This window comes from Streptomyces abyssomicinicus, assembly GCF_008974245.1.
GTDB classification, from domain to species: Bacteria; Actinomycetota; Actinomycetes; order Streptomycetales; family Streptomycetaceae; genus Streptomyces; species Streptomyces abyssomicinicus.
Map to the genome: position 1 here is coordinate 276,971 of NZ_BBZI01000012.1, position 20,829 is coordinate 297,799.

A 20,829-nucleotide genomic window follows, 5' to 3' on the forward strand; every position below is an offset into this window, starting at 1 on the left:
ACCGGAACGCCGTTCCACGACAGGATGCGGAGTGTGGCCACGCAGACGTCGTCCGAGGGTGTGGTGCCGGGTCGCCGAGCGCGTCCCGGGCCCGGAAGAGCGGTCCGGGTGGGGACATCAGCCCTGACGAACCCCGTGGGGACGGGGGTACGACGGACGGCACCACGCCGGCGCGGCGCGATCGTCGCGCCGGCGTGGGGTTTTCGGGGGCCTCGCCCCGCCAGGTCGTCCTCGGCCGCACCGTGATCCACTGCCCGCGTACGCTCACCGCCATGCCGGCAGACCTCCACGCCCACGCCCGCGCCGCGGCCCACCCCGCCGCCGCGCCCTGCCCCGGCTGCGCGACCGGCACCCTGGCCGACCGCCCCGACGCGACCGTCGTCCGCCACCACCGCACCGTCGCCAAGGCACACGCCCCCGGCACCGACCCCGGCGCACTGCGCCGCCGCCTCGCCGTGGCCGCCGCCCTGCCGGAGATCCTGCTGCCGCCGCTGGACCCGGCCCCCGCCGTGCTGGACGGGCGCCAGGTGACCTGCTGGCCGCTCGGCCTCCCCGTCGACCCGCAGGACCCGGACGCCGCCCCCTGGGAGGACGCCGCCACCCTGACCGCCCGGCTGCACCGCACCCCGCCGCCGCCCGGGCTGCCCGCCATGCGCGGGCCCGAGAAGGCGGCCCTGGCGGTGGCACGGCTCACCACCGAGGCGCCGCACCACCGCGCCGTGCCCGTGCTGCTGCGCGCCTGGGCCTCCCTGCCGCCCTGGGCGCGCGCCGAGGAGCCCGCACCGCCGGAACTGGGCACCGCGCTCTGCCACGGCGACCTCCACCTCGGCCAGCTCGTCCGCCACCCCGCCCCGTACGGGCCGTGGCGGCTGATAGACGTCGACGACCTCGGCGTCGGCGTCCCCGCCTGGGACCTGGCCCGCCCCGCCTCCTGGTACGCCTGCGGGCTCCTCCCGGCCGGGGAATGGCGGCGCTTCCTGCGGGCCTACCGGACCGCCCGGGGCCCCGCCCTGCCGGCCGAGGGGGACCCCTGGCCCGTGCTGGACGTCCCGGCCCGCGCCCTCACCGTCCAGACGGCCTCCCGGTTCGTCACCAAGGCCGCCCTCGCCGGACGGCCGCTGGACGAGGGGGAGGAGGCGCTGGTCGACGCCTGTGACCGAATGACGGCCCCACGGACCGGAGTTCTGTGACGGATCCGGCCGCCGGGGGTGCAACCGGCCGCGCCCCGGGGAGAGTCTGTGAGGGCGGGGGCCACAGCGGCACGGAACCCGTGCCGAAGAACGAACACGCACCGCGAAACAAGGAGTTGATCCGTCGATGCACTGTCCGAAGTGTCACGCGCCGATGCACACGTACAACCGCAACGGGGTCCAGATCGAGCAGTGCTCGGGCTGCCGGGGCATCTTCCTGGACTACGGGGAGCTGGAGACGCTGACCCGGCTGGAGGCCCAGTGGGCCCAGCCCGCCCCGCCCGCGGCCCCCGGCGCTCCGGCCTGGGGCGCGCCGCACGGCGGCCACCACGGCGGCCACCACGGCGGCCACCACGGCGGGCACCACCGCCCGCACAGCTTCGGCCGGATGCTCTTCTCCTCCTGACCGCGGGAGTCGCCGGAACGCGGAAGCCCCCGTCCACCGAAGTGGACGGGGGCTTCGCGCCGGTGTGGACGATACTGGGATTGAACCAGTGACCTCTTCCGTGTCAGGGAAGCGCTCTCCCGCTGAGCTAATCGTCCTCGGGACAGATGCGCGGCCCAGGGGCCGTGCTACCGCGTGCGCGATACTGGGATTGAACCAGTGACCTCTTCCGTGTCAGGGAAGCGCTCTCCCGCTGAGCTAATCGCGCGGGGATCCTTGCGGATCAGGTCCTCGCGGACCAGTGGACGATACTGGGATTGAACCAGTGACCTCTTCCGTGTCAGGGAAGCGCTCTCCCGCTGAGCTAATCGTCCTTGGAGGTGGAGACGGGATTTGAACCCGTGTAGACGGCTTTGCAGGCCGTTGCCTCGCCTCTCGGCCACTCCACCAGGAGCACAGGGTCTCGGGAAGATCCCCTGCTCTTGCGAGCGGACGACGAGGCTCGAACTCGCGACCTCAACCTTGGCAAGGTTGCGCTCTACCAACTGAGCTACGTCCGCCTGTCGGTTCGGTCCGCTTCCGCGTCCCGGCGACGTGTTGAACTTTAGCCCATTCCCGGGCCAGTACAAAAACGCGTTTGCGCAGCCTGCCGCGGCGGACCGTGCCGGACCCCGTTCCGGCAGGTCCCACGGCGCCCTGCCCCATGGGCCCCGAAGGGCCGCCCGGAGCCCGACCTACACTCGGCGGAGTGCAGCACCTCCCACCCCTCGCCCGGTTCGGCGGCATGGTCGCCACCGGCCTGCTCGACGTCACCGACGACCCCGCCGCGCTCGACTCCAGCGGCTTCTGGGCCGTCGCCGCGGACTACGAGGGCCGTCTGACCTGCGCCCGCTTCGCCGACGTCCGCCCCGAGCCGGTCCCCGCGCCCGTCCCCGGCCGGTGGCCGGCCCCCGCCCCCGGCGACTGGACGTCCTCGCTCGACCGCGCCGCGTACACGCGGGGCGTCCGGCGCATCCACCGGCACATCGCGGCCGGCGAGGTCTACCAGGCCAACCTCTGCCGCGTCCTGACGGCGCCCGTCGCCGCGCACGCCGACGTCGACGACCTCACCGCCCTCCTGGCGCGCGGCAACCCCGCCCCCTACGCAGGAACGATCCGGCTCCCGGAGCACGGCGTGGAGATCGCCACCGCCTCCCCGGAGCTCTTCCTCAGCCGTGACGGCCGCGTCGTGGAGTCCGGCCCGATCAAGGGCACCGGGCGGACCGAGGCGGACCTGCTGCCCAAGGACCACGCCGAGAACGTGATGATCGTCGACCTGGTCCGCAACGACCTGGGACGCGTCTGCCGTACCGGCAGCGTCACCGTGCCAGACCTGTGCGCGGTGGAGAAGCACCCCGGACTGGTCCACCTGGTCTCCTCGGTCCGCGGTGAGCTGCGGCCCGGGGCCGGCTGGCCGGAGCTGCTGGCCGCCGCCTTCCCGCCCGGCTCGGTCACCGGCGCCCCCAAGGAGAGGGCGCTGACCGTCCTCGCCGCCCTGGAGCGCTCCCCGCGAGGCCCCTACTGCGGCGGCGTCGGCTGGGTGGACGCCGACCGCGGCCGGGCCGAGCTGGCCGTCGGCATCCGCACGTTCTGGATCGAGCGGGACGGCGCCGGCGCCGCCGTGCTGCGGTTCGGCACCGGCGCGGGGATCACCTGGGACTCCGACCCGGAACGGGAGTGGGCGGAGACCGAGCTCAAGGCGTCCCGGCTGCTCGCGGTAGCGTCGGGGGAGTACGACACCAGTGGAGGGACCCTTTCGTGAAGATTTGGCTCGACGGCGGGCTCAAGGACATCGAGTCCGCCCGTGTCTCCGTCCTCGACCACGGCCTGACCGTGGGGGACGGGATCTTCGAGACGGTGAAGACGGTCGACGGGAAGCCCTTCGCGCTCACCCGCCACCTGGACCGCCTCACCCGCTCCGCCCGGGGCCTCGGCCTGCCCGACCCGGATGCCGACGAGGTCCGCCGCGCCTGCGCCGCGGTGATCGACGCCAATCCGGGGGTCGCCCTCGGCCGGCTGCGGATCACCTACACCGGCGGCCACGGCCCGCTCGGCTCCGACCGCGGCGACCAGGGCACCACGCTGGTGGTGGCGCTCGGCGAGGCCAAGCGCCGCCCCGACTCCACGGCCGTGATCACCGTGCCCTGGACCCGCAACGAGCGCGGCGCGCTCACCGGCCTGAAGACCACCTCCTACGCCGAGAACGTGGTCGCGCTGGCCCGCGCCCACGAACAGGGCGCCACCGAGGCCCTGTTCGGCAACACCGTCGGGCAGCTCTGCGAGGGCACCGGCTCCAACGTCTTCGTCGTCCTGGACGGCGAGATTCTCACCCCGCCGCTCGCCTCCGGCTGCCTGGCCGGCATCACCCGCGAGCTGGTGGCCGAGTGGACCGGGGCGCGCGAGACGGACCTCCCGCTCGACGTCCTGGAGCGCGCCGACGAGGTGTTCCTGACCTCCTCGCTCCGCGACGTCCAGGCGGTGCACCGGGTGGACGCCCGTGAACTTCCCGGCGTGGAGGGTCCGTTGACCGCCAAGGCCATGAGGATCTTCGCCGAGCGGTCCGGCGACGACCTCGACCCCTGATCGTGGTGGCCGAGGGCGGCCGGGTGGGGTAGAACCACCGACATGACGACCACCCTGCGGCCCATCGAGCCGTTGCAGCAGGAGGCCGACGGGACCCGGTCACGCCGCTACCAGGTGTGTGTGAACAGCCGGCCCGTCGGCGCCGTGCGTCTGGGCACCTCGGCGGTGTTCGGTGACGCGGTGGCACAGGTGCGGGACCTCTGGATCGACGAGGCGGACCGACGGCGCGGCCGGGCCACGGTGGCGGCGCTCGCCGCCGAGGAGGTCGCCCGGGTCTGGGGCTGCCGGCGGATCGAGGCCACGGTGCCGGCGGACGCCGAGGCGGCCCTGCGGCTGGCGCAGGGGCTCGGCTACACCTTGCGGAACCGGAACATGGAGAAGCGGCTCGACGGGGGCGCGCCCGGACTGCCCGCGGGAAGCCGTGCGCGGCCCATGACGCCCGAGGAGTTCGAGGCGTGGCGCGAGGTCGACGCGGCGGAGTACGCGCGTGAGTGGATCGCGCGCGGGGTGAGCGAGGCCGAGGCGCTGGCCAAGTCCCGCCGCGAGCAGCGGCAGGTCCTGCCGGACGGGATCGCCACCGCGGGGATGGAGTTCCACGTGCTGGAGCACGAGGGGGAGCGGGCCGGGGTGCTGTGGCTGTCCCTCGGCGCGGGGGAGGGCGAGGGCGGGGCGGCGTACGTCTACCAGGTGCGGACCGAGCCGGCCGTGCGTGGCCGGGGGCACGGGCGGGCGCTGATGCGGCTCGCGGAGGGGCGGGCCGTGGGCGCGGGGCGGTGCGTGCTGGGGCTCAACGTGTTCGCCGGCAACGACCCGGCGGAGCGGCTCTACGCGTCCCTCGGCTACCGCACCACCCTCCACCACCTCTACAAACCCTTGCCCTGACCCCACGCCACCTCTCGCCGCCCCGCGGACGCCTGCCCGCCCCCCTGCGGGCGCGCATGCCCGACCGTTCTGCGGGCGGCTGGGCCGCCCAGAGGGCGATGGGGGTCCTCCCCCAGACTCCGTCCGGGGGCACCCCCACCTGCTCGAGCGAAGCCGAGAGCTTCGGGGAGGGCGGGCGCAGGGCGGCACCCTCCGCGGCGAGCGGTCCGCTCCACCAGGCCCAAGCGGGCGGCACCTTACGCACGTGACCTCACTGCGGCGCGCCCAAGCCCGGCCCCAGGCGGACAGCACTGTTCATCCCCCGACCCGCCCCCTTCCCAGGGGCTTACGTTCCGCGGAGCGAGCCGCCACGTGCGCACGTGAGGCCTGCGCCCACCCGTGCCGCCCTTAGCGGCACGACTGCCCGCAGCATGGAGGGCGGGAGCTGCGTGCCGGGCGGCGGCACGGGTGCCGCGGGTGGAGCGGCGCCCACGCGCCGCCCGGTGGCAGGCGGGGGCCAGGCCGTGGTCGTCAGGTGGTGTCGCCGAGGAGGCGGTCGGCGGTGGCCTCGATGCGGGCGCGGAGGCCGTCCTGCGACGTGCCGCCGTCCAGCCGCTCACCGTCGATCACATACGTGGGCGTGCCCGTGACCCCGATCGCCTTGCCCTCCGCCTGATCCGCGTCGACGATCAGGATGTGCCGGCCGTCCACCAGCGCCGTGTCGAACTCCTCGGCGTCCAGCCCGAGTTCACGGGCGACGTCGACCAGCAGCGCCTCGCCCCGGCGGTCCAGTTCCGCCACCCGGCCGAGCACGGCCTCGACGTACTCCCAGCCCTTGCCCTGCTCCAGCGCCTCCTCCGCGGCCTGCGCGGCGGCGAACGCGTGCTTGTGCTTCTCCAGCGGGAAGTGCCGCAGCCGCACCTCCAGCCGGTCGCCGTAGCGGGCGCGCAGCGCGCGGACGTCGTCCAGGGCGGTGCGGCAGTCGGGGCACTGCAGCTCGCACCAGACGTCGAGCACGACAGGAACGGGGGTACTGGAGGAGGCGTCGCTCATGGGACCAGTCTCCCAGCCGCCGCACGGCCCCCGCTCCTCAGGGGCGGATCAGGGGCGGATCAGGGGCGGGTCAGGGACGGATCAGGGGCGGCTCGGGGGCGGCCTGGGGGATGTCCCTGATTCCGCCGGTTCCGGCCGTGGACCGTGGCGTCGCGGCATGCGGCGGGGGCACGATGGAGGGAGCGGCATCCACCCGCCGCCCCGTCCGTCAGGAGGCATTGATGCTCGCCGAAACCATCTGCAGCGCGGTGTCCGCGGCCGGCCTGGGCATCGCCGCGGTCACGGCCTTCCGGCGCCGCTTCCTGACGGCCGCCCGGATCGCCGCCTACTCCCTGGTCCCGCTCGGCCTGGTGCTGACCGGCGTCGTCGCCTGGGCCGCGGACACCGCGTTCAGCCCGAAGGCGTGGGCCGGGTTCGGCCTGCTCGGCGGCGCCTGGCTGCTGTTCCTGATCACCCGCTCGGTGGAGCGGCGCCGCCTGCGCAGGGCCGAGGCCCCGGCCGCCGACGGGCAGCGGCGGCAGCCCGCGGCCACCGCCGCCCCCGAACGTCGCTCGGTGGGCCCGGCCCCGGAGACGGGCCGCCGCGCGCCCGCGGCCGGCTCCGGCGACCAGGACGACTTCAGCGACATCGAGGCGATCCTCAAGAAGCACGGCATCTGAGCCCCTGCCCTGTCCTGCCCTGCCCCGCCCTGCCCACGCCCCGCCCTGCCCCGCCCGGGTCAAGCCGGGCGGTCGTATGATCCGACGGTTTCGGCCGGTGATCACGCACGGCTCCGCGACCGGTCCGAACCGGTCGGGAAGCGGGCCCGTCGGCATACGGTCGACCCACTACCGTGCAGGTCGTGCGGCTTGATCGACCCGGCACCGGGCGCTGCCCCATGATGGCCGCGAGATGCTGGACACGACACGGACCGGGGCCGCTCCTCCGGAAGGAGACGAGCACGAGCCCCGCGGGTGCCTCTTCGCCCTGTCCCAGCCGCCGTTGATGATCTTCCTGGCGGTGATCGGGACCTTGTTCCTCATGGCAGCGCTGCACGACCTGCTGCTGCTGTGAGCCGGCCGCGCGCGTCCCCGGCGACACCCGTCGGGGGCGGCGTTCTCAGCCGCCCGCGGGCGGGCGGAGGGCCGCACTCAGCCCGCCGCCTCCTTGCGGCGCGCCCGGTAGGCCGCGACATGGAGCCGGTTCCCGCAGGTGCGGCTGTCGCAGTAGCGGCGTGAACGGTTGCGTGAGAGGTCCACGAAGGCGCGGCGGCAGTCCGGGGCCTCACAGCGCCGCAGCCGCTCCCGCTCCCCGGCGACGACGAAGAACGCCAGCGCCATGCCGCAGTCCGCGGCCAGGTGGTCGGCGACCGAGGCGCCCGGCGCGAAGTAGTGGACATGCCAGTCGTAGTCGTCGTGGTCGGTCAGCCGGGGCGTGGTGCCCGCCGCCGCGACCAGCTCGTTGATCATGCCCGCGGCGATCCGGGTGTCGGTGGCGGCGAAGACGGCGGCGAACCTCCCCCGCAGCCGCCGCACCGCCGACAGGTCCAGCTCGGTGAGGGTCCCCACGTCGCTGATTCGGTGGCCGGCCACGAAGGCCTCGAGCGCGCGGAGGTCCGCCAGCCCGTCCGCCGTGCCGTCCTCCGGCGCGGTGTTCACCAGGTCCACCACGGCGTCCAGGGCACACCTGGTGTCATGGGTGATCAGCACGTATCGCTCCCTGCCTGGGCATCCGCGGGCCGCCCGCCGATGGTGGCCGATCGTAATGGCTTTTCGGCCGGGGGGAAGGGGTGGTCGGTCGGTGGAACGCCCCGGCGCCGTCCACCGCGGGGAGAACCGCGGCGACGGCGCCGGTGCGTGCGTATGCGGTTGTGCCGGCCCGTTCGAGGCTGTGCCGGCCCCGGCCGTCTCCCCGAGTGGACGGCCGAGGTTGCTCGAGCTGTGGTGCGGCCGGGGCCGGAGGCGCCCCGGGGGTCTCCCGCTCCTAGCTCTCCGCCAGGATGTGCGAGAGTTCCTGGTCGAGATCGAAGTGACGGTGCTCCGTGCCGGGTGGCACGGCGGCGTCCGTACGCTTCAGGAAGGACTCCAGGGCCCGCGCCGGGGCCTCGAGCAGGGCCTCGCCCTCCGGGGAGCTCAGGGCGATGCAGACGACCCCCTGGCCGTGACTGCGGGACGGCCAGACACGGACGTCGCCCGTGCCGGTGGGCCGGTGCAGCCCCTCGGCGAGGAGATCACGGGCGAACACCCACTCGACCGTCTCCTCGGCTCCGGTGTGGAAGGTGGCGTGCACGGCATAGGGATCGGCCGTGTCGTACCGCAGGCCTGCGGGGACAGGCAGTGAGGACTCGCTCGATACAACGAGGCGCAGGTGCAGCTCGCAGCTGACCGTGGTGTTCATAAGCGCCAGGGCCTTTCGCTCAGTGTGCGCTCGGGGATTCGCACGTCGGCGAAATCGACATGCCACACACGATGCCGTTGTAAACCCCTCTGAGGGTTTTGCGTGCGTTTATGTACCTCTTCTGGCCGAGGGTACTTCGATAGAGGCGACCATTCCGGTGATCACTTTCGCTCGGGTAGGGTTTCGCGAGTGAATACGGGGAGTGACGAACCTGGGGAGACGCGGGGGATGCGCACGACAGCGGGCGAGGTGGAATCCGACGTGACACATGACGATCGTGGAACCCCGGCCGACGGCACGGAAGGCGGCGCGCCGGGCGCCGGTGCCACCATGAGTGAGGTGGCGGACACCGAGGGCTCCGGGCAGCCGGAGGGAAAGCACGAGCGGGCGCTGGGATCGCGGGCGCCCGAGTTCGTCCAGCGGCGCCGCGCGCTCCACGTGAGCTGGCAGGTGGGCGTCTTCCTGGTCGGCCTCGCGGTGATCGGGGCCGGCGTGCTGATGTTGGTCTTCCCCGGTCCCGGCTGGGTGGTGATCTTCGGTGGCATGGCGATCTGGGCCACCGAGTTCGTCTGGGCGCAGCTGGTGCTCCGCTGGACGAAGCGCAAGGTCACCGAGGCCGCGCAGAAGGCGCTGGACCCCAAGGTGCGCCGCCGCAACCTGACGCTCACCGCGATCGCCCTGGTGATCGTGGCCACGCTCTGCGGCATCTACCTGTGGAAGTTCGGCCTGGCCATGCCCTGGAACATCGACCGGCGGTGACCTGGGGGGTGGTGCGGAGCACCCCCTGACATGGGGTAATGTTCTTCCTGCGCCCGGGCGATTAGCTCAGCGGGAGAGCGCTTCGTTCACACCGAAGAGGTCACTGGTTCGAACCCAGTATCGCCCACCGACGAGGAGGGTCCGGTTCCGTGGAAACGCGGAGGCGGACCCTCCTCCTTTTGGCCTCCCGGGGCGGCTGTCCGGGCCCGCGCCGGTGAATTCGGTCCGGAATTGGGCGATTGTTTTCGTGGAACGCCGCACATTTCCCGGCGCGTTCACGGAGCCGCTTCCTCCGTTTATCCTGCGCTCCGTCAAGTCTCTGCCGAGGACCGGCAATTCGCCGCGCCATCGCGAATACGGCAATGGGAGCCGGGGCCTCCGCGGGGAAAGCGGCAACTCGGTGCGACACCCCGCGTGTTCGCCGCCGGGCCCGTCGGCCGCCGCCGAACGGCTCGTGGACACTGGGGCCATGAGGCCGAGCGAGCTCACCCGGTACCGCTTCTCCGGCCGCTGGACCCTGTCCGCGGCGCCCGGAGCCGTCTACCGGGCCCTGGAACACGTCGACGCGTACCCCCGCTGGTGGCCGCAGGTGCGACGGGCGGTGCGGACCGGGGAGGCATCCGGGCAGGTGCTCGTCCGCTCGCTCCTCCCGTACGACCTCCGCCTGGGCATCCGGGCCGTCCGGCACGAGCCGGCGGCCGGCGTGCTCCAGGCGGAGCTGTCCGGGGACCTGCGGGGCTGGATGCGCTGGACCGTCCGCCCGGCGGGCACCGGCACGCTGGTCCTCCACGACCAGGACACCGTCCTCGCCAAGCCGGTGCTGCGCCTGCTCGGCGTGCCCGGCCGCCCGCTGCTGCGGGCCAACCACGCCCTGATGATGCGCGGCGGACGCCGTGGGCTGGAGGCCTTCCTGGCGGGCGGCGGGGAAGCGGTTTGAACGAAGGGCCGTCGGGCCTGTATTGTTCAGTGCGTTCCCGGGCGATTAGCTCAGCGGGAGAGCGCTTCGTTCACACCGAAGAGGTCACTGGTTCGAACCCAGTATCGCCCACAACACCGGAGGCGATCCGAGACCGCGACACAGCGGCCGGGTCGCCTCCGTCGTTCCTCCGGACAGCCGGCGTCCCCGGACGCCGGCCCGTCGTCCGGCGGCAGTCGCCCGCCGGCGGCCGAGCACTCAGGCGGCCGCCGTCAGTCCCGGGCGCAGCGGCCACGAGCGGTCCACCGCCTCCGGCGTCCCGCTCCGCGCGAACCACGCCTCCAGACCCTTCGCCTGCGCCGCGTGCCAGGTCTGCTGGAGCGTGTGCAGTTCGGCCGGGGACAGCCGCTCCAGCCGGGAGGCGAACCGGCGCCCGACCGCCCGCGTGACGTCCAGGGCCGCCATCGCGTCCGCCGCCGCGTCGTGCGCCTCGGTCAGCTCCACGCCGTAGAACCCGCACAGGTCGACCAGGGTCCGGCGGCCCTTGCGGTACCGGTCGAAGTGCTTGTCCAGCACCCGCGGGTCGATCACCCGCAGCGGCGCCGACCGGAACCAGCGGTCCAGTGAGGACGCCCGGTGCCGCCGGAGCTCACGGTCCAGCAGGGTCAGGTCGAAGGGCGCGTTCATCACCACCAGCGGCCGGCCCGCGGCCGCCTGCTCGCCCAGCGCCCTGCCTATCTCGTACATCACCGGAGCCGGCCAGCGGCCGTTGCGCTCCAGATGGTCCTGGGTGAGCCCGTGCACCGCCGTCGCCTCGGCCGGAACCGGGACCCCCGGGTTCACCAGCCAGCGCGTCACGCGCGGCCGGGTGCCCGGTGCGTCCTGCACCACCAGGGCGGCCGACACCACGCGGTCGTTCTCCACGTCCACACCCGTCGTCTCCGTGTCGAAGGCGACCAGTGGGCCCTCGTACCAGCACGTCATGTCTCCGCAACCCCTCGCTCAACTCCCCGCACACGCAAGGCGGCAGACGGAACGTCCACCGTGCACCGGTGATACCCGGGCCGTTTGCGCCGTACGCCGGACGGAGACAACAGAGATACGGGTCCGCTCAGTTCAGCGGCTCCGCCCTCGAACCGTCCGGCCGGAGAGGCTGTTGGGCATGGCTACGGCGCAGCCCGAGCGCGGGGGACTGCTGCCCGAACGCGCGGCGCACCCACGCGGCACACTCGCCACGACCGCCTGCATGGAGACCCTCCAGGTGGGATACCTGCACGCCGTCGCGGCCGCGGCCGGGTGCTCGCTGTCCCAGCCGTTCCCCGACAACGGCATCGACTGGCACGTCAGCCACAGTTCGCCCGGCCACACCGTGGACGACGAGGTCACCATCAAGGTCCAGCTGAAGGCCACCTACCAGATACCGCCCCGCCCGCCGGGACGGCACTTCTCCTTCACGCTGGACAACGGCCACCTGGCCAAGCTGGCCCGCACACCCGTCACCGTGCACAAGATCCTCGTGGTGATGCTGGTTCCGCGCGCCCGCGACCAGTGGCTGACCGCGGGGCACGACCGGCTGGACCTCAGGCACTGCTGCTACTGGGTCAACCTCGCCGGACATCCGGTCACCGGGCGCACCCGCACCACCGTGCGGGTGCCGACCTCGCGCATCTTCGACGACCGGGCGCTCTGCGAGATCATGAACCGGGTCGGAAGGGGAGGCATACCGTGACGCACCGGCCGATCGACGACCCGGGGCGCGTCCCCCGTCGTGGGCGCCCCCGCCCCCATCCCGCGGACGGCGCGGACGACGGGGAGGCGGCATGCCCCGTGATGCCGCGCCCCCGCGGGCTCCGGAGGACCGGCGACCAGCGTCCCGGCGGGACGCCGCCCGACCCGGGGCAGGTGGACCCCGCCGTCCTCGCGGCACTGCTGGCCCGCCACGGCTGGCGGCGGCGCGGCGGAGCCGCCGGCCGATACGGCCGGTGGACGCCGCCCGGGCCGCGCGGAGAGCGCACCAGCCTGCTCGTGCCGGAGAGCCGCGCCTTCCCCGACAGCGCCGACCTGCTCGGCGAGGCCCTGGACGCCCTGGCCCGTACCGAGGAACCCGCCGCCCGCGAGATCCTGCTCGCCCTCGCCGTGCCCAGCGACGAGATCCGCTGGCGCCGGGACATCCCCGAGGGCCACTCCCGCGCGGGCGCGGCGGCGCCCTGGACGGCCGAGGAGGGGCTGCGCTCGGCGGCACGCCACACCCTGCTCGCCGCCGCGCTGGCCGGACGGGCCCGCACCGGCTACCACGGGGCCCGCCACCGCAGGGCCGCCGCGGCCGCGCTGGAGGACGTGCTGCTGCTCGGAACCGCCACCGGCGGTCGGGTGCTCACCGCCTTCGCGCCGGTCGCCCCGGCCCGCCCGCTGGCGGTCCGGCTGCACCAGGCGCTCCGCGCCACCCGGGAGGCCGTCGACCACCGACGGGCCACCGGCGGGATGGACGCCTTCGACGCCGCCGTCGCCGCCGGGGTGAGCCGTGAGCTGACCGAGGCCCTGGTCACCCTGGTCCGGGGCACCGAGGGAGCCGGCGTGACGATCTCCTGGGCTCCCGCCGCGGGGATCCCCGAGGGGTGCGGTCCCGACGCCGAGCCGGTCGATTTCTCGCCCGGGGACCTGCCCGCCCTCCGCGAGGCCGGCGTCCGCTACCGGCGTGCCGAGCCCTCCGTCACCGTGCGGCTCACCGGCACCGTGGACCGGCTGCGCCGCACCGGCGCCGACGGGGCGGGAACCGTGCGGCTGCGGGTGCTGACCGGGGCGGAGGTCCCGCACGTGCGCGTCACCCTGGACGAGGAGTCGTACCGGATCGCCGGACAGGCACACCTGGTCGGGCTGCCCGTCCGACTGGACGGCCGGCTCGACAGCCGGGCCGGCTTCCGCCGCCTCACCGGCGCCTGCGGGGTCACCCCGGTCACCGTGGACGAGGCCGAGCGCGAGCGGCTGATGAAGTCCCTGCAGGAGAACCTCGACTTCTTCGAGGAGGCGTGCGGGGAGGACTGCGAGGGCTAACCGCTTCGCGTGGGGTGCGCGCGGCTCGGTAGGATTCCCGTACACGTCAGCTGTGACGTGTCGAGATCCTCACCTCAGCAGGCCTTCAGTCAGGAGAGACCGGTGTCAGACGTCCGTGTGATCATCCAACGCGATTCCGAGCGGGAAGAGCGCGTGGTGACGACGGGCACTACGGCCGCCGACCTCTTCGCCGGCGAGCGCTCGATCGTCGCCGTCCGCGTCGGGGGCGAGCTCAAGGACCTCGCGTACGAGCCGAAGGACGGCGAGAGCGTCGAGGGCGTCGAGATCTCCTCCGAGGACGGTCTCAACATCCTCCGCCACTCCACCGCGCACGTCATGGCGCAGGCCGTCCAGGAGCTCTTCCCGGAGGCCAAGCTCGGCATCGGCCCGCCGATCAAGGACGGCTTCTACTACGACTTCGACGTCGAGGAGCCGTTCACCCCCGAGGACCTCAAGCGCATCGAGAAGAAGATGCAGGAGATCCAGAAGCGGGGCCAGCGCTTCTCCCGCCGCGTCACCACCGACGAGGCGGCGCGCGAGGAGCTGTCCGGCGAGCCGTACAAGCTGGAGCTGATCGGCCTCAAGGGCAACGCCGCGCAGGCCGCCGACGGCGCCGCCGCCGAGGTCGGCGCGGGCGAGCTGACCATCTACGACAACCTCGACGCCAAGACCGGCGACCTGTGCTGGAAGGACCTCTGCCGCGGTCCCCACCTGCCCACCACCCGGAACATCCCGGCGTTCAAGCTGATGCGCTCGGCCGCGGCCTACTGGCGCGGCAGCGAGAAGAACCCGCAGCTCCAGCGCATCTACGGCACCGCCTGGCCGTCCAAGGACGAGCTCAAGCAGTACCTGGACTTCCTCGTCGAGGCGGAGAAGCGAGACCACCGCAAGCTCGGCGCGGAGCTGGACCTCTTCTCCTTCCCCGACGAGCTCGGCCCCGGCCTCGCGGTGTTCCACCCCAAGGGCGGCGTGATCCGCAAGGAGATGGAGAACTACTCCCGCCGGCGCCACGAGGACGCGGGCTACGAGTTCGTGAACACCCCGCACATCTCGAAGGAAGGCCTCTTCGAGACCTCGGGGCACCTGCCGCACTACGCGGAGGGCATGTTCCCGCCCATCCAGTTCGACGAGCAGAACTACCGCCTCAAGGCGATGAACTGCCCGATGCACAACCTGATCTTCAAGTCGCGCGGCCGTTCCTACCGCGAACTGCCCCTGCGGCTCTTCGAGTTCGGCACGGTGTACCGCTACGAGAAGTCGGGTGTGGTGCACGGCCTGACCCGCTCCCGCGGGTTCACCCAGGACGACGCGCACATCTACTGCACCAAGGAGCAGATGCCGCAGGAGCTCGACACGCTCCTGACCTTCGTGCTCGACCTGCTGCGCGACTACGGCCTGACCGAGTTCGAGCTCGAGCTCTCCACCCGCGACGACTCCGACAAGTTCATCGGCTCGGACGAGGACTGGGCGGAGGCCACCGAGGCGCTCCGCCAGGCCGCCGAGAAGCAGAACCTGCCGCTGGTCCCCGACCCGGGCGGCGCCGCGTACTACGGGCCGAAGATCTCCGTCCAGGCCCGGGACGCGATCGGCCGGTCCTGGCAGATGTCGACGCTCCAGGTCGACTTCAACCAGCCCAAGCGGTTCGGCCTCGAGTACACCGCGGCGGACGGCTCCCGGCAGCAGCCGGTCATGCTGCACCGCGCGCTCTTCGGCTCCATCGAGCGCTTCTTCGGCGTGCTGCTGGAGCACTACGCGGGCGCGTTCCCGGCGTGGCTGGCCCCCGTGCAGGCGCTCGGCATCCCGATCGGCGACGCGCACGTGGAGTACCTCCAGGACTTCGCGGCCGAGGCGAAGAGCAAGGGGCTGCGGGTCGAGGTCGACGCGTCCTCCGACCGCATGCAGAAGAAGATCCGAAACGCCCAGAAGCAGAAGGTGCCGTTCATGGTCATCGTCGGCGACGACGACATGAACGCCGGCACGGTCTCCTTCCGCTACCGCGACGGCTCGCAGGAGAACGGCATCCCGCGGGACGAGGCGATCGCCAAGATCGCGGACGTCGTGGAGCGCCGCGTCCAGGTGTGACGCCCTGACGAACGGCCCCCGGGGAGCTCAGCTCCCCGGGGGCCTCTCGCGTTCCTCGTCCGTGGCGAAGACCGTCATCAGCCACGACGCGAAGGAGCCGGTGACCGCGCCGAGCAGGGCGAGGCCGCAGGCCATCAGGGCGACCGCGATGGTCCGCCCCATGAACGTCACCGGGGTCACGTCGCCGTAGCCGACGGTGGCCAGGGTGGAGCAGGTCCACCACACGGAGTCGCCGAAGGTGCGGATGGTGGCGCCGGGGGCGCCCCGCTCCTGCTGGTAGACGGCCAGCGCCCCGGCGAACCCGATCAGCAGCACGGACACCCCGGCGTAGAACATCACCCGCGCCTGCAGGGAGAACCGCGGCCGCCCCCGCCGCCGCACCACCGCCTCGTAGAGCCGGACGATCCGCAGCGGTCGGAGCAGGGGCAGGACCAGGACCAGCGTGTCCAGCCAGTGGGTGCGCACGAAGCGGGGGCCCTGGCCGCTGCGGCGCCAGCGGGCCGCGTAGTCGAGGGCGAAGAGCAGCCACACCGCGGCGATCACCGCGAGGGCGAGGCTGTGCCACACGTCGGGCAGCCCGGTGCTGAGGACGAGGAGGGCGTAGGCGGCGAGGAACAGCAGCGAGGCCACGGCGAGCGGGATCTCGGCGCGGTCCTCGCGGGGGTCACGGGTGTCCATGCCGCCAGCCTGGCGGGCCGGGGGCGGCGGCCGCCCCCGGCGACACGTTCCGTACGGGCGACGCCATATGCTGCCTGGTATGACGAGTGAGCCGGAGCTGCAGATCGGGGTGGGTTCGCCGGACGCCTTCCAGCGGCTGTGGACCCCCCACCGGATGGCCTACGTCCAGGGCGAGAACAAGCCCACCGGACCCGAGGCCGGCGACGGATGCCCGTTCTGCTCGATCCCCGCCAAGTCGGACGAGGACGGGCTGGTGATCCGGCGCGGGACCCACGTCTACGCGGTGCTCAACCTGTACCCGTACAACGGCGGTCACCTGATGGTGGTGCCGTACCGGCACGTCGCCGACTACACCGGGCTGACCGCCGAGGAGACGGCCGAGCTGGGCGAGCTCACCAAGCAGGCGATGACGGCGCTGCGGCGCTGCTCCGGGGCGCACGGCTTCAACATCGGCATGAACCAGGGGACGGTCGCCGGAGCGGGGATCGCCGCGCACCTGCACCAGCACGTGGTGCCCCGCTGGGGCGGGGACACCAACTTCATGCCGGTCGTGGGCCACACCAAGGTGCTGCCGCAGCTGCTGGCCGACACCCGGGCGATGATCGCGGCGGCCTGGCCCTCGGCCTGACACCACCCGGCGCGGACCGGACGCGGACCCGCTCCCGGCGCGCCGGGCCGGGACGGCGCGCGACCGGCCGGGCGGGCCTACGCGTCGTAGCTGTCCGCCTTGCGCGGAGCCGGGTCCTGCACCGCGCCGCTGACCACGGACGAGCGCGCCCCGAACTTCTCGGTGGCGACCCCGTGCTCGCGCAACATGCCGATCGCCGCCTGGTGCACGGCGCGGAGCACCGGCGTGGCCACGCGCATGGCGTCGTCGGCCATGAACCGGTGGCGCCAGGGCTGCTCCGCCCAGGAGTGCCGCAGGCCGAAGGGCTCCGGGAGACTCATGCTGCCGCCGAGCCAGTTGAGCGGCTTGTGGAACCAGGTCAGCGGCGCCCGCGCGGCCAGCCGCACCACCTCGTCGCTGTCGACCAGCGGCAGCGCCACGGTGCGCTTCTCCCAGGGCTTGAAGGCCTTGTCGACCGACTTCTCCTTGGCCGCCGGCCCGGAGTTGAACAGGCCGTGCACGGGGCCGAGGGCGTGCCCGGTGACCTCGATCCGCAGGGTCTGGTAGAGCACCGTGACGTTGATCAGCATGGTGAGGACCAGCTGTCCGTCCCAGAGGACCCACTGGACGCCCAGGTAGTGGCGGTCGCCGCTGCCGAACTGCTGGCGGTTGCAGATCTGCTGTATGGCGTGCGACTTGTACCGGAAGTTGTCGACGTCGGTGCCGTCGGGCCGGGCCACCGCGTCGGCCCCCTCGCCGATCGGGGAGACGATCCAGTGCTCCACCGACGGCTTGGGGATGCCCTCGGTGGGGACCGGGGTGCGCTCCATCAAGGACAGCTTGGCGTGGATGGCGCGGACCACGTCCCAGCTGCGGAAGGCGTAGATCTCCTTGCCCTCCTCGGCGGGTTCGAGGTCCTCGGCCATCTGCCAGCTGCCCCAGCGGGTGCCCATGCCGAGGATGCCCTTGGGACCGGCGTAGAAGGTGACGTTGGACTGCTGCTCGGAGCCGAGCCGGTTGAGGCTCTGGCGGAGCTGGTCGGCGGACTCGTCGGGGCTGGAGGGCACCGCCTCGGGCACCTTGGCGCCGATGCTGCTGCCCGAGAGCAGGGACGCCCAGCGGTCGCGGAGGTCCTTGGCGGTGGTCTCGCAGATCCGCTTGGCGACCACCCAGCCGATCACCGGGGCGATCACCGCGCCGCGCGAGTACCAGCCCCAGAAGCCGGCGAAGGGCATCTGGACGAAGAAGACCACGGCGAGCAGGCCGAACGCGGCCAGCAGCACGGTGCCCATGCCGGAGGTCCTGCGGTTCTCCGCCTTGGCGAGGCTCGCCCGGATCTGGAAGACCAGCAGCCAGGCCAGCAGGCCGGGCAGGAACAGCACCCCGCAGAGCAGCATCACGGCGGTGAGGCGGAGGTCGCGGGTGCGGCGCAGTCCGTTGGCGGCCAGGCAGTGCACGACCACGGTCTGCGGGTCCATGCCGAAGGACTGGACGACCGGCTTGCGGCCGGGGTCGAGGAGCCGGTCGACCACGGCGCGGGAGAATGCCTCGCCGAGGTTGGGGCGGAAGATCCTGGCCCAGCTCTTGCCGGGGTTGACCTTCGACCGGTGCCACTCGTTGTCGGCGTCGAGTATCTTCTCGACCGGGTCGTCCCGGTAGGCCGCGGAGGCCAGCGCGAAGGTCGCCTTCAGCCCCTCGCCGCCGGCTGCCGGGACCATCGGCCCGAATGCGTCGCTCGACACGGTTCTTTCCGCCCCCCTGCCGCGGTGTTCCCACGGCGGTGTGTCCTGGCCTTCCCGCACGACCGGAGACCGGTTCGTCAGCCTAACGGCCGGTTCACGGGCCCGGTGGGCCCTCGGCGGAATCGTCCGCCCGGGGGCCGACCGGTCCGGGCCCGGTCGCGCACTACACACACTGCCCAGGACGGGGGCCCGGTCAACCCCCGGCGCGGGGCGCACTGTTGCGGCGGGCCGGGGGCGCGGGATCAGACGGGTGCGGCCTCCTTCTCGCGCAGCCGCCGCACGACGTGCTCGGGGACCGGCTCGTGGCGCAGGTACCGGCGGCTGAAGCCGGCCGTGCCGTGGGCCAGGGAGCGCAGTTCCACGGCGTAGCGCTCGATCTCCAGCTCGGGGATCTCGGCGCGGACCAGGACCCGGCCGCCCTCGGTCTGCTCGGTGCCCAGCACGCGGCCGCGCCGGGAGGACAGATCGCTCATCACGGCGCCGACGTAGGCGTCGCCGATCAGCACGGTCACCTCGGCCACCGGTTCCAGGACGTGGAGCCGGGCGTCGGCGGCGGCCTCCCGCAGCGCGAGCGCGCCGGCGGTCTGGAAGGCGGCGTCGGAGGAGTCCACCGAGTGCGACTTGCCGTCGAGGAGGACGACCCGCACGTCGGTCAGCGGGTGACCGGAGCCGACCCCCTTGGCGGCCTGGGCGCGGACGCCCTTCTCCACGGAGGGGATGAACTGCCGGGGGATCGCGCCGCCCACCACCTCGTCGGCGAACTCGATGCCGGAGCCCGCCGGCAGCGGTTCGACCCTGACCTCACAGATCGCGAACTGCCCGTGCCCGCCCGACTGTTTGACGTGCCGTCCGCGCGCGGCGGCCGGCGCGGCGAAGGTCTCGCGCAGCGCCACCCGGTGCGGGACGACGTCGACCCGGACGCCGTAACGGGTGCGCAGGCGCTCCAGGGCGACCTCGGCGTGGGCCTCGCCCAGGCACCACAGGACGACCTGGTGGGTGTCCCGGTCGTGTTCGAGCCGCATGGTCGGGTCCTCGCCGGCGAGGCGGGCGAGGCCCTCGGAGAGCCGGTCCTCGTCCGCCTTGGAGTGGGCCTCCACGGCGATCGGGAGCAGGGCGTCGGGCAGGGCCCAGGGCGTCATCAGCAGCGGGTCGTCCTTGGCGGACAGGGTGTCGCCGGTCTCGGCGCGGGAGAGCTTGGCGACGCAGACCAGATCGCCCGCCACGGCGTGCGTGACGGGGCGCTGCTGCTTGCCGAACGGGCTGGTCAGGGCGGAGACGCGTTCGTCGACGTCGTGGTCCTCGTGGCCGCGGTCGGTCAGGCCGTGCCCCGAGACGTGGACGACGGTGTCGGGACGCAGCGTGCCGGAGAAGACGCGGACCAGCGACATCCGGCCGACGTAGGGGTCGGACGCGGTCCTGACCACCTCCGCGACCAGGGGCCCGGCGGGGTCGCCGAGCCGCAGGTCGCGGGGCGTTCCGTCGAGGGAGGTGACGACCGGTGCGCGGCGTTCGGGCGGGGTGGGGCAGCCGCGGGTGATCAGGTCGAGCAGCTCGACCGTGCCCAGTCCCTGGCGGGCGCCGGGCGGGGCGGGGGCGGCGCACAGGACGGGGTGGAAGGCGGCGCGGGAGACGGCCTTCTCCAGGTCCTCGATCAGGGTGTCGGGGCCGAGGTCCTCGCCGCCGATGTAGCGGTCCATGAGGGTCTCGTCCTCGCTCTCCGCGATGATGCCCTCGATCAGCCGGTCACGGGCCCGCTCGATGACCGGGATCCGGTCCGCGTCGGGGTCGTGCTCGGCGCGCTCGCCGGAGGAGTAGTCGAAGAGCTTCTTGGTGAGCAGGCCGATCAGACCGGTCACGGGGGCCTGCCCGTCGGGCCCCGCGGGGCCGCGCAGCGGCAGGTAGAGAGGGAGGACGGCGTCGGGGTCGCCGCCGCCGAAGGCCTCGGCGCACAGCCGGGTCATCTCCTCCACACCGGTGCGGGCGGACTCGAGATGGGTGACGACGATGGCGCGGGGCATGCCGACCGCCGCGCACTCGTCCCACAGGGCGCGGGTGGCGGCGTCCACGCCGTCGGAGGCGGAGACGACGAACAGGGCCGCGTCCGCGGCGCGCAGACCGGCCCTGAGTTCCCCGACGAAATCGGCGTAACCGGGGGTGTCCAGCAGGTTGATCTTGAAGCCGCCCCAGGTGAGCGGTACCAGGGAGAGCTGCACCGAGCGGTGGCGGCGCTGCTCGATCTCGTCGTGGTCGGAGACGGTGCCGCCGTCCTCGACCCGGCCCGCCCGGTTGACCGCGCCGGCGGTCCGGGCGAGGGCCTCGACCAGTGTGGTCTTGCCCGATCCGGTGGGGCCGACCAGCGCCACGTTCCGTATGGAGGCGGGGCGGTCGACCGTCGCCGCCCCTCCGGCGGCTCCGGGGTGATGGCTGTTCCTGTCGCCCATGGTCCTGCCCTCCCGTGCACGGTGAGGTCGGTGGTGGCGCGGGGCACGGTCCCAGGGGCCGCTGCG

20 protein-coding genes and 7 tRNA genes are annotated in these 20,829 nt (G+C 73.3%); 15 read left to right on the forward strand and 12 right to left on the reverse strand.

Annotated features, from left to right (window positions below; genetic code table 11):
- Positions 1-272 precede the first annotated feature (272 nt).
- Both GBN72_RS28565 and GBN72_RS28570 read left to right on the forward strand, forming a co-directional pair.
- Positions 273-1,190, forward strand: coding sequence for a phosphotransferase family protein (locus GBN72_RS28565; protein WP_151774833.1), 918 nt, complete (start codon positions 273-275; stop codon positions 1,188-1,190).
- Between the two features lie 127 nt (positions 1,191-1,317).
- Positions 1,318-1,596 (forward strand): TFIIB-type zinc ribbon-containing protein, encoded by a 279-nt coding sequence (locus GBN72_RS28570; protein WP_151774834.1) that lies wholly within the window; start codon positions 1,318-1,320, stop codon positions 1,594-1,596.
- Between the two features lie 65 nt (positions 1,597-1,661).
- On the opposite strand, the gene GBN72_RS28575 is transcribed toward GBN72_RS28570, so the two are convergent.
- The 5 genes from GBN72_RS28575 to GBN72_RS28595 form a co-directional block, all read right to left on the reverse strand.
- Positions 1,662-1,733 (reverse strand) — tRNA-Val (locus GBN72_RS28575).
- 38 nt (positions 1,734-1,771) lie between these two features.
- Positions 1,772-1,843: transfer RNA gene (locus tag GBN72_RS28580), tRNA-Val, on the reverse strand.
- 34 nt (positions 1,844-1,877) lie between these two features.
- Positions 1,878-1,949, reverse strand: a tRNA-Val gene (locus GBN72_RS28585).
- Between the two features lies 1 nt (position 1,950).
- Positions 1,951-2,024 (reverse strand) — tRNA-Cys (locus tag GBN72_RS28590).
- 38 nt (positions 2,025-2,062) lie between these two features.
- Positions 2,063-2,135, reverse strand: a tRNA-Gly gene (locus GBN72_RS28595).
- A gap of 188 nt (positions 2,136-2,323) precedes the next feature.
- On the opposite strand from GBN72_RS28595, the gene GBN72_RS28600 reads away from it, so the two are divergent.
- The 3 genes from GBN72_RS28600 to GBN72_RS28610 are packed head-to-tail and all read left to right on the forward strand — an operon-like array spanning position 2,324 to position 5,079.
- Positions 2,324-3,376, forward strand: coding sequence for a chorismate-binding protein (locus GBN72_RS28600; protein WP_151774835.1), 1,053 nt, complete (start codon positions 2,324-2,326; stop codon positions 3,374-3,376).
- Positions 3,373-4,197 (forward strand): aminotransferase class IV, encoded by an 825-nt coding sequence (locus GBN72_RS28605; protein WP_151774836.1) that lies wholly within the window; start codon positions 3,373-3,375, stop codon positions 4,195-4,197. Before GBN72_RS28600 ends, GBN72_RS28605 begins: the two co-directional genes overlap by 4 nt.
- A gap of 42 nt (positions 4,198-4,239) precedes the next feature.
- Positions 4,240-5,079, forward strand: coding sequence for a GNAT family N-acetyltransferase (locus tag GBN72_RS28610; RefSeq protein ID WP_151774837.1), 840 nt, complete (start codon positions 4,240-4,242; stop codon positions 5,077-5,079).
- Positions 5,080-5,589: 510 nt separating this feature from the next.
- Here GBN72_RS28610 and GBN72_RS28615 read toward each other — a convergent pair.
- On the reverse strand, positions 5,590-6,111 hold the full coding sequence (locus GBN72_RS28615; RefSeq protein WP_151774838.1) for a DsbA family protein: 522 nt from the start codon (positions 6,109-6,111) through the stop codon (positions 5,590-5,592).
- Positions 6,112-6,332: 221 nt separating this feature from the next.
- On the opposite strand from GBN72_RS28615, the gene GBN72_RS28620 reads away from it, so the two are divergent.
- Positions 6,333-6,770 (forward strand): hypothetical protein, encoded by a 438-nt coding sequence (locus tag GBN72_RS28620; protein ID WP_151774839.1) that lies wholly within the window; start codon positions 6,333-6,335, stop codon positions 6,768-6,770.
- Between the two features lie 232 nt (positions 6,771-7,002).
- Positions 7,003-7,164 carry a hypothetical protein gene (locus tag GBN72_RS34350; protein ID WP_164540927.1) on the forward strand — a complete coding sequence of 54 codons (162 nt, stop codon included), beginning with the start codon at positions 7,003-7,005 and terminating at the stop codon, positions 7,162-7,164.
- A 77-nt stretch (positions 7,165-7,241) separates the two neighbouring features.
- Here the strand turns inward: GBN72_RS34350 and GBN72_RS28625 are convergent, their stop codons facing one another.
- Both GBN72_RS28625 and GBN72_RS28630 read right to left on the reverse strand, forming a co-directional pair.
- Positions 7,242-7,799 (reverse strand): CGNR zinc finger domain-containing protein, encoded by a 558-nt coding sequence (locus GBN72_RS28625; protein WP_151774840.1) that lies wholly within the window; start codon positions 7,797-7,799, stop codon positions 7,242-7,244.
- A 274-nt stretch (positions 7,800-8,073) separates the two neighbouring features.
- Positions 8,074-8,487, reverse strand: a complete 414-nt coding sequence (locus GBN72_RS28630; RefSeq protein WP_004002642.1) for an SsgA family sporulation/cell division regulator — start codon at positions 8,485-8,487, stop codon at positions 8,074-8,076.
- A gap of 330 nt (positions 8,488-8,817) precedes the next feature.
- Here GBN72_RS28630 and GBN72_RS28635 point away from each other — a divergent pair, with 330 nt between their 5' ends.
- From GBN72_RS28635 to GBN72_RS28650, 4 genes are all read left to right on the forward strand, one after another.
- A complete protein-coding gene (locus tag GBN72_RS28635; protein WP_151774841.1) occupies positions 8,818-9,246 on the forward strand; it encodes a TIGR02611 family protein in 429 nt (142 codons plus the stop codon).
- 55 nt (positions 9,247-9,301) lie between these two features.
- Positions 9,302-9,373: transfer RNA gene (locus GBN72_RS28640), tRNA-Val, on the forward strand.
- 342 nt (positions 9,374-9,715) lie between these two features.
- Positions 9,716-10,183 carry an SRPBCC family protein gene (locus tag GBN72_RS28645; protein ID WP_151774842.1) on the forward strand — a complete coding sequence of 156 codons (468 nt, stop codon included), beginning with the start codon at positions 9,716-9,718 and terminating at the stop codon, positions 10,181-10,183.
- 39 nt (positions 10,184-10,222) lie between these two features.
- Positions 10,223-10,294 (forward strand) — tRNA-Val (locus tag GBN72_RS28650).
- 126 nt (positions 10,295-10,420) lie between these two features.
- Here the strand turns inward: GBN72_RS28650 and GBN72_RS28655 are convergent.
- Positions 10,421-11,146 (reverse strand): 3'-5' exonuclease, encoded by a 726-nt coding sequence (locus tag GBN72_RS28655; protein WP_151774843.1) that lies wholly within the window; start codon positions 11,144-11,146, stop codon positions 10,421-10,423.
- A gap of 178 nt (positions 11,147-11,324) precedes the next feature.
- Between GBN72_RS28655 and GBN72_RS28660 the strand changes: the two genes are divergently transcribed.
- The 3 genes from GBN72_RS28660 (at position 11,325) to thrS (ending at position 15,295) form a co-directional block, all read left to right on the forward strand.
- Positions 11,325-11,891 (forward strand): DUF4365 domain-containing protein, encoded by a 567-nt coding sequence (locus GBN72_RS28660; RefSeq protein ID WP_151774844.1) that lies wholly within the window; start codon positions 11,325-11,327, stop codon positions 11,889-11,891.
- Positions 11,888-13,213 (forward strand): serine/threonine-protein kinase, encoded by a 1,326-nt coding sequence (locus tag GBN72_RS28665; protein WP_439959827.1) that lies wholly within the window; start codon positions 11,888-11,890, stop codon positions 13,211-13,213. Before GBN72_RS28660 ends, GBN72_RS28665 begins: the two co-directional genes overlap by 4 nt.
- 102 nt (positions 13,214-13,315) lie before the next feature.
- Positions 13,316-15,295 carry a threonine--tRNA ligase gene (gene thrS, locus GBN72_RS28670; RefSeq protein WP_151774845.1) on the forward strand — a complete coding sequence of 660 codons (1,980 nt, stop codon included), beginning with the start codon at positions 13,316-13,318 and terminating at the stop codon, positions 15,293-15,295.
- A gap of 27 nt (positions 15,296-15,322) precedes the next feature.
- Here the strand turns inward: thrS and GBN72_RS28675 are convergent, their stop codons facing one another.
- Positions 15,323-15,973 carry a potassium channel family protein gene (locus GBN72_RS28675; protein WP_151774846.1) on the reverse strand — a complete coding sequence of 217 codons (651 nt, stop codon included), beginning with the start codon at positions 15,971-15,973 and terminating at the stop codon, positions 15,323-15,325.
- Positions 15,974-16,040: 67 nt separating this feature from the next.
- On the opposite strand from GBN72_RS28675, the gene GBN72_RS28680 reads away from it, so the two are divergent.
- On the forward strand, positions 16,041-16,601 hold the full coding sequence (locus tag GBN72_RS28680; RefSeq protein ID WP_151774847.1) for an HIT family protein: 561 nt from the start codon (positions 16,041-16,043) through the stop codon (positions 16,599-16,601).
- Between the two features lie 77 nt (positions 16,602-16,678).
- On the opposite strand, the gene GBN72_RS28685 is transcribed toward GBN72_RS28680, so the two are convergent.
- Positions 16,679-18,298, reverse strand: coding sequence for an AbeC-like domain-containing protein (locus GBN72_RS28685; RefSeq protein WP_151774971.1), 1,620 nt, complete (start codon positions 18,296-18,298; stop codon positions 16,679-16,681).
- A gap of 266 nt (positions 18,299-18,564) precedes the next feature.
- Positions 18,565-20,763 (reverse strand): elongation factor G-like protein EF-G2, encoded by a 2,199-nt coding sequence (locus GBN72_RS28690; RefSeq protein ID WP_151774848.1) that lies wholly within the window; start codon positions 20,761-20,763, stop codon positions 18,565-18,567.
- Positions 20,764-20,829: the final 66 nt, after the last annotated feature.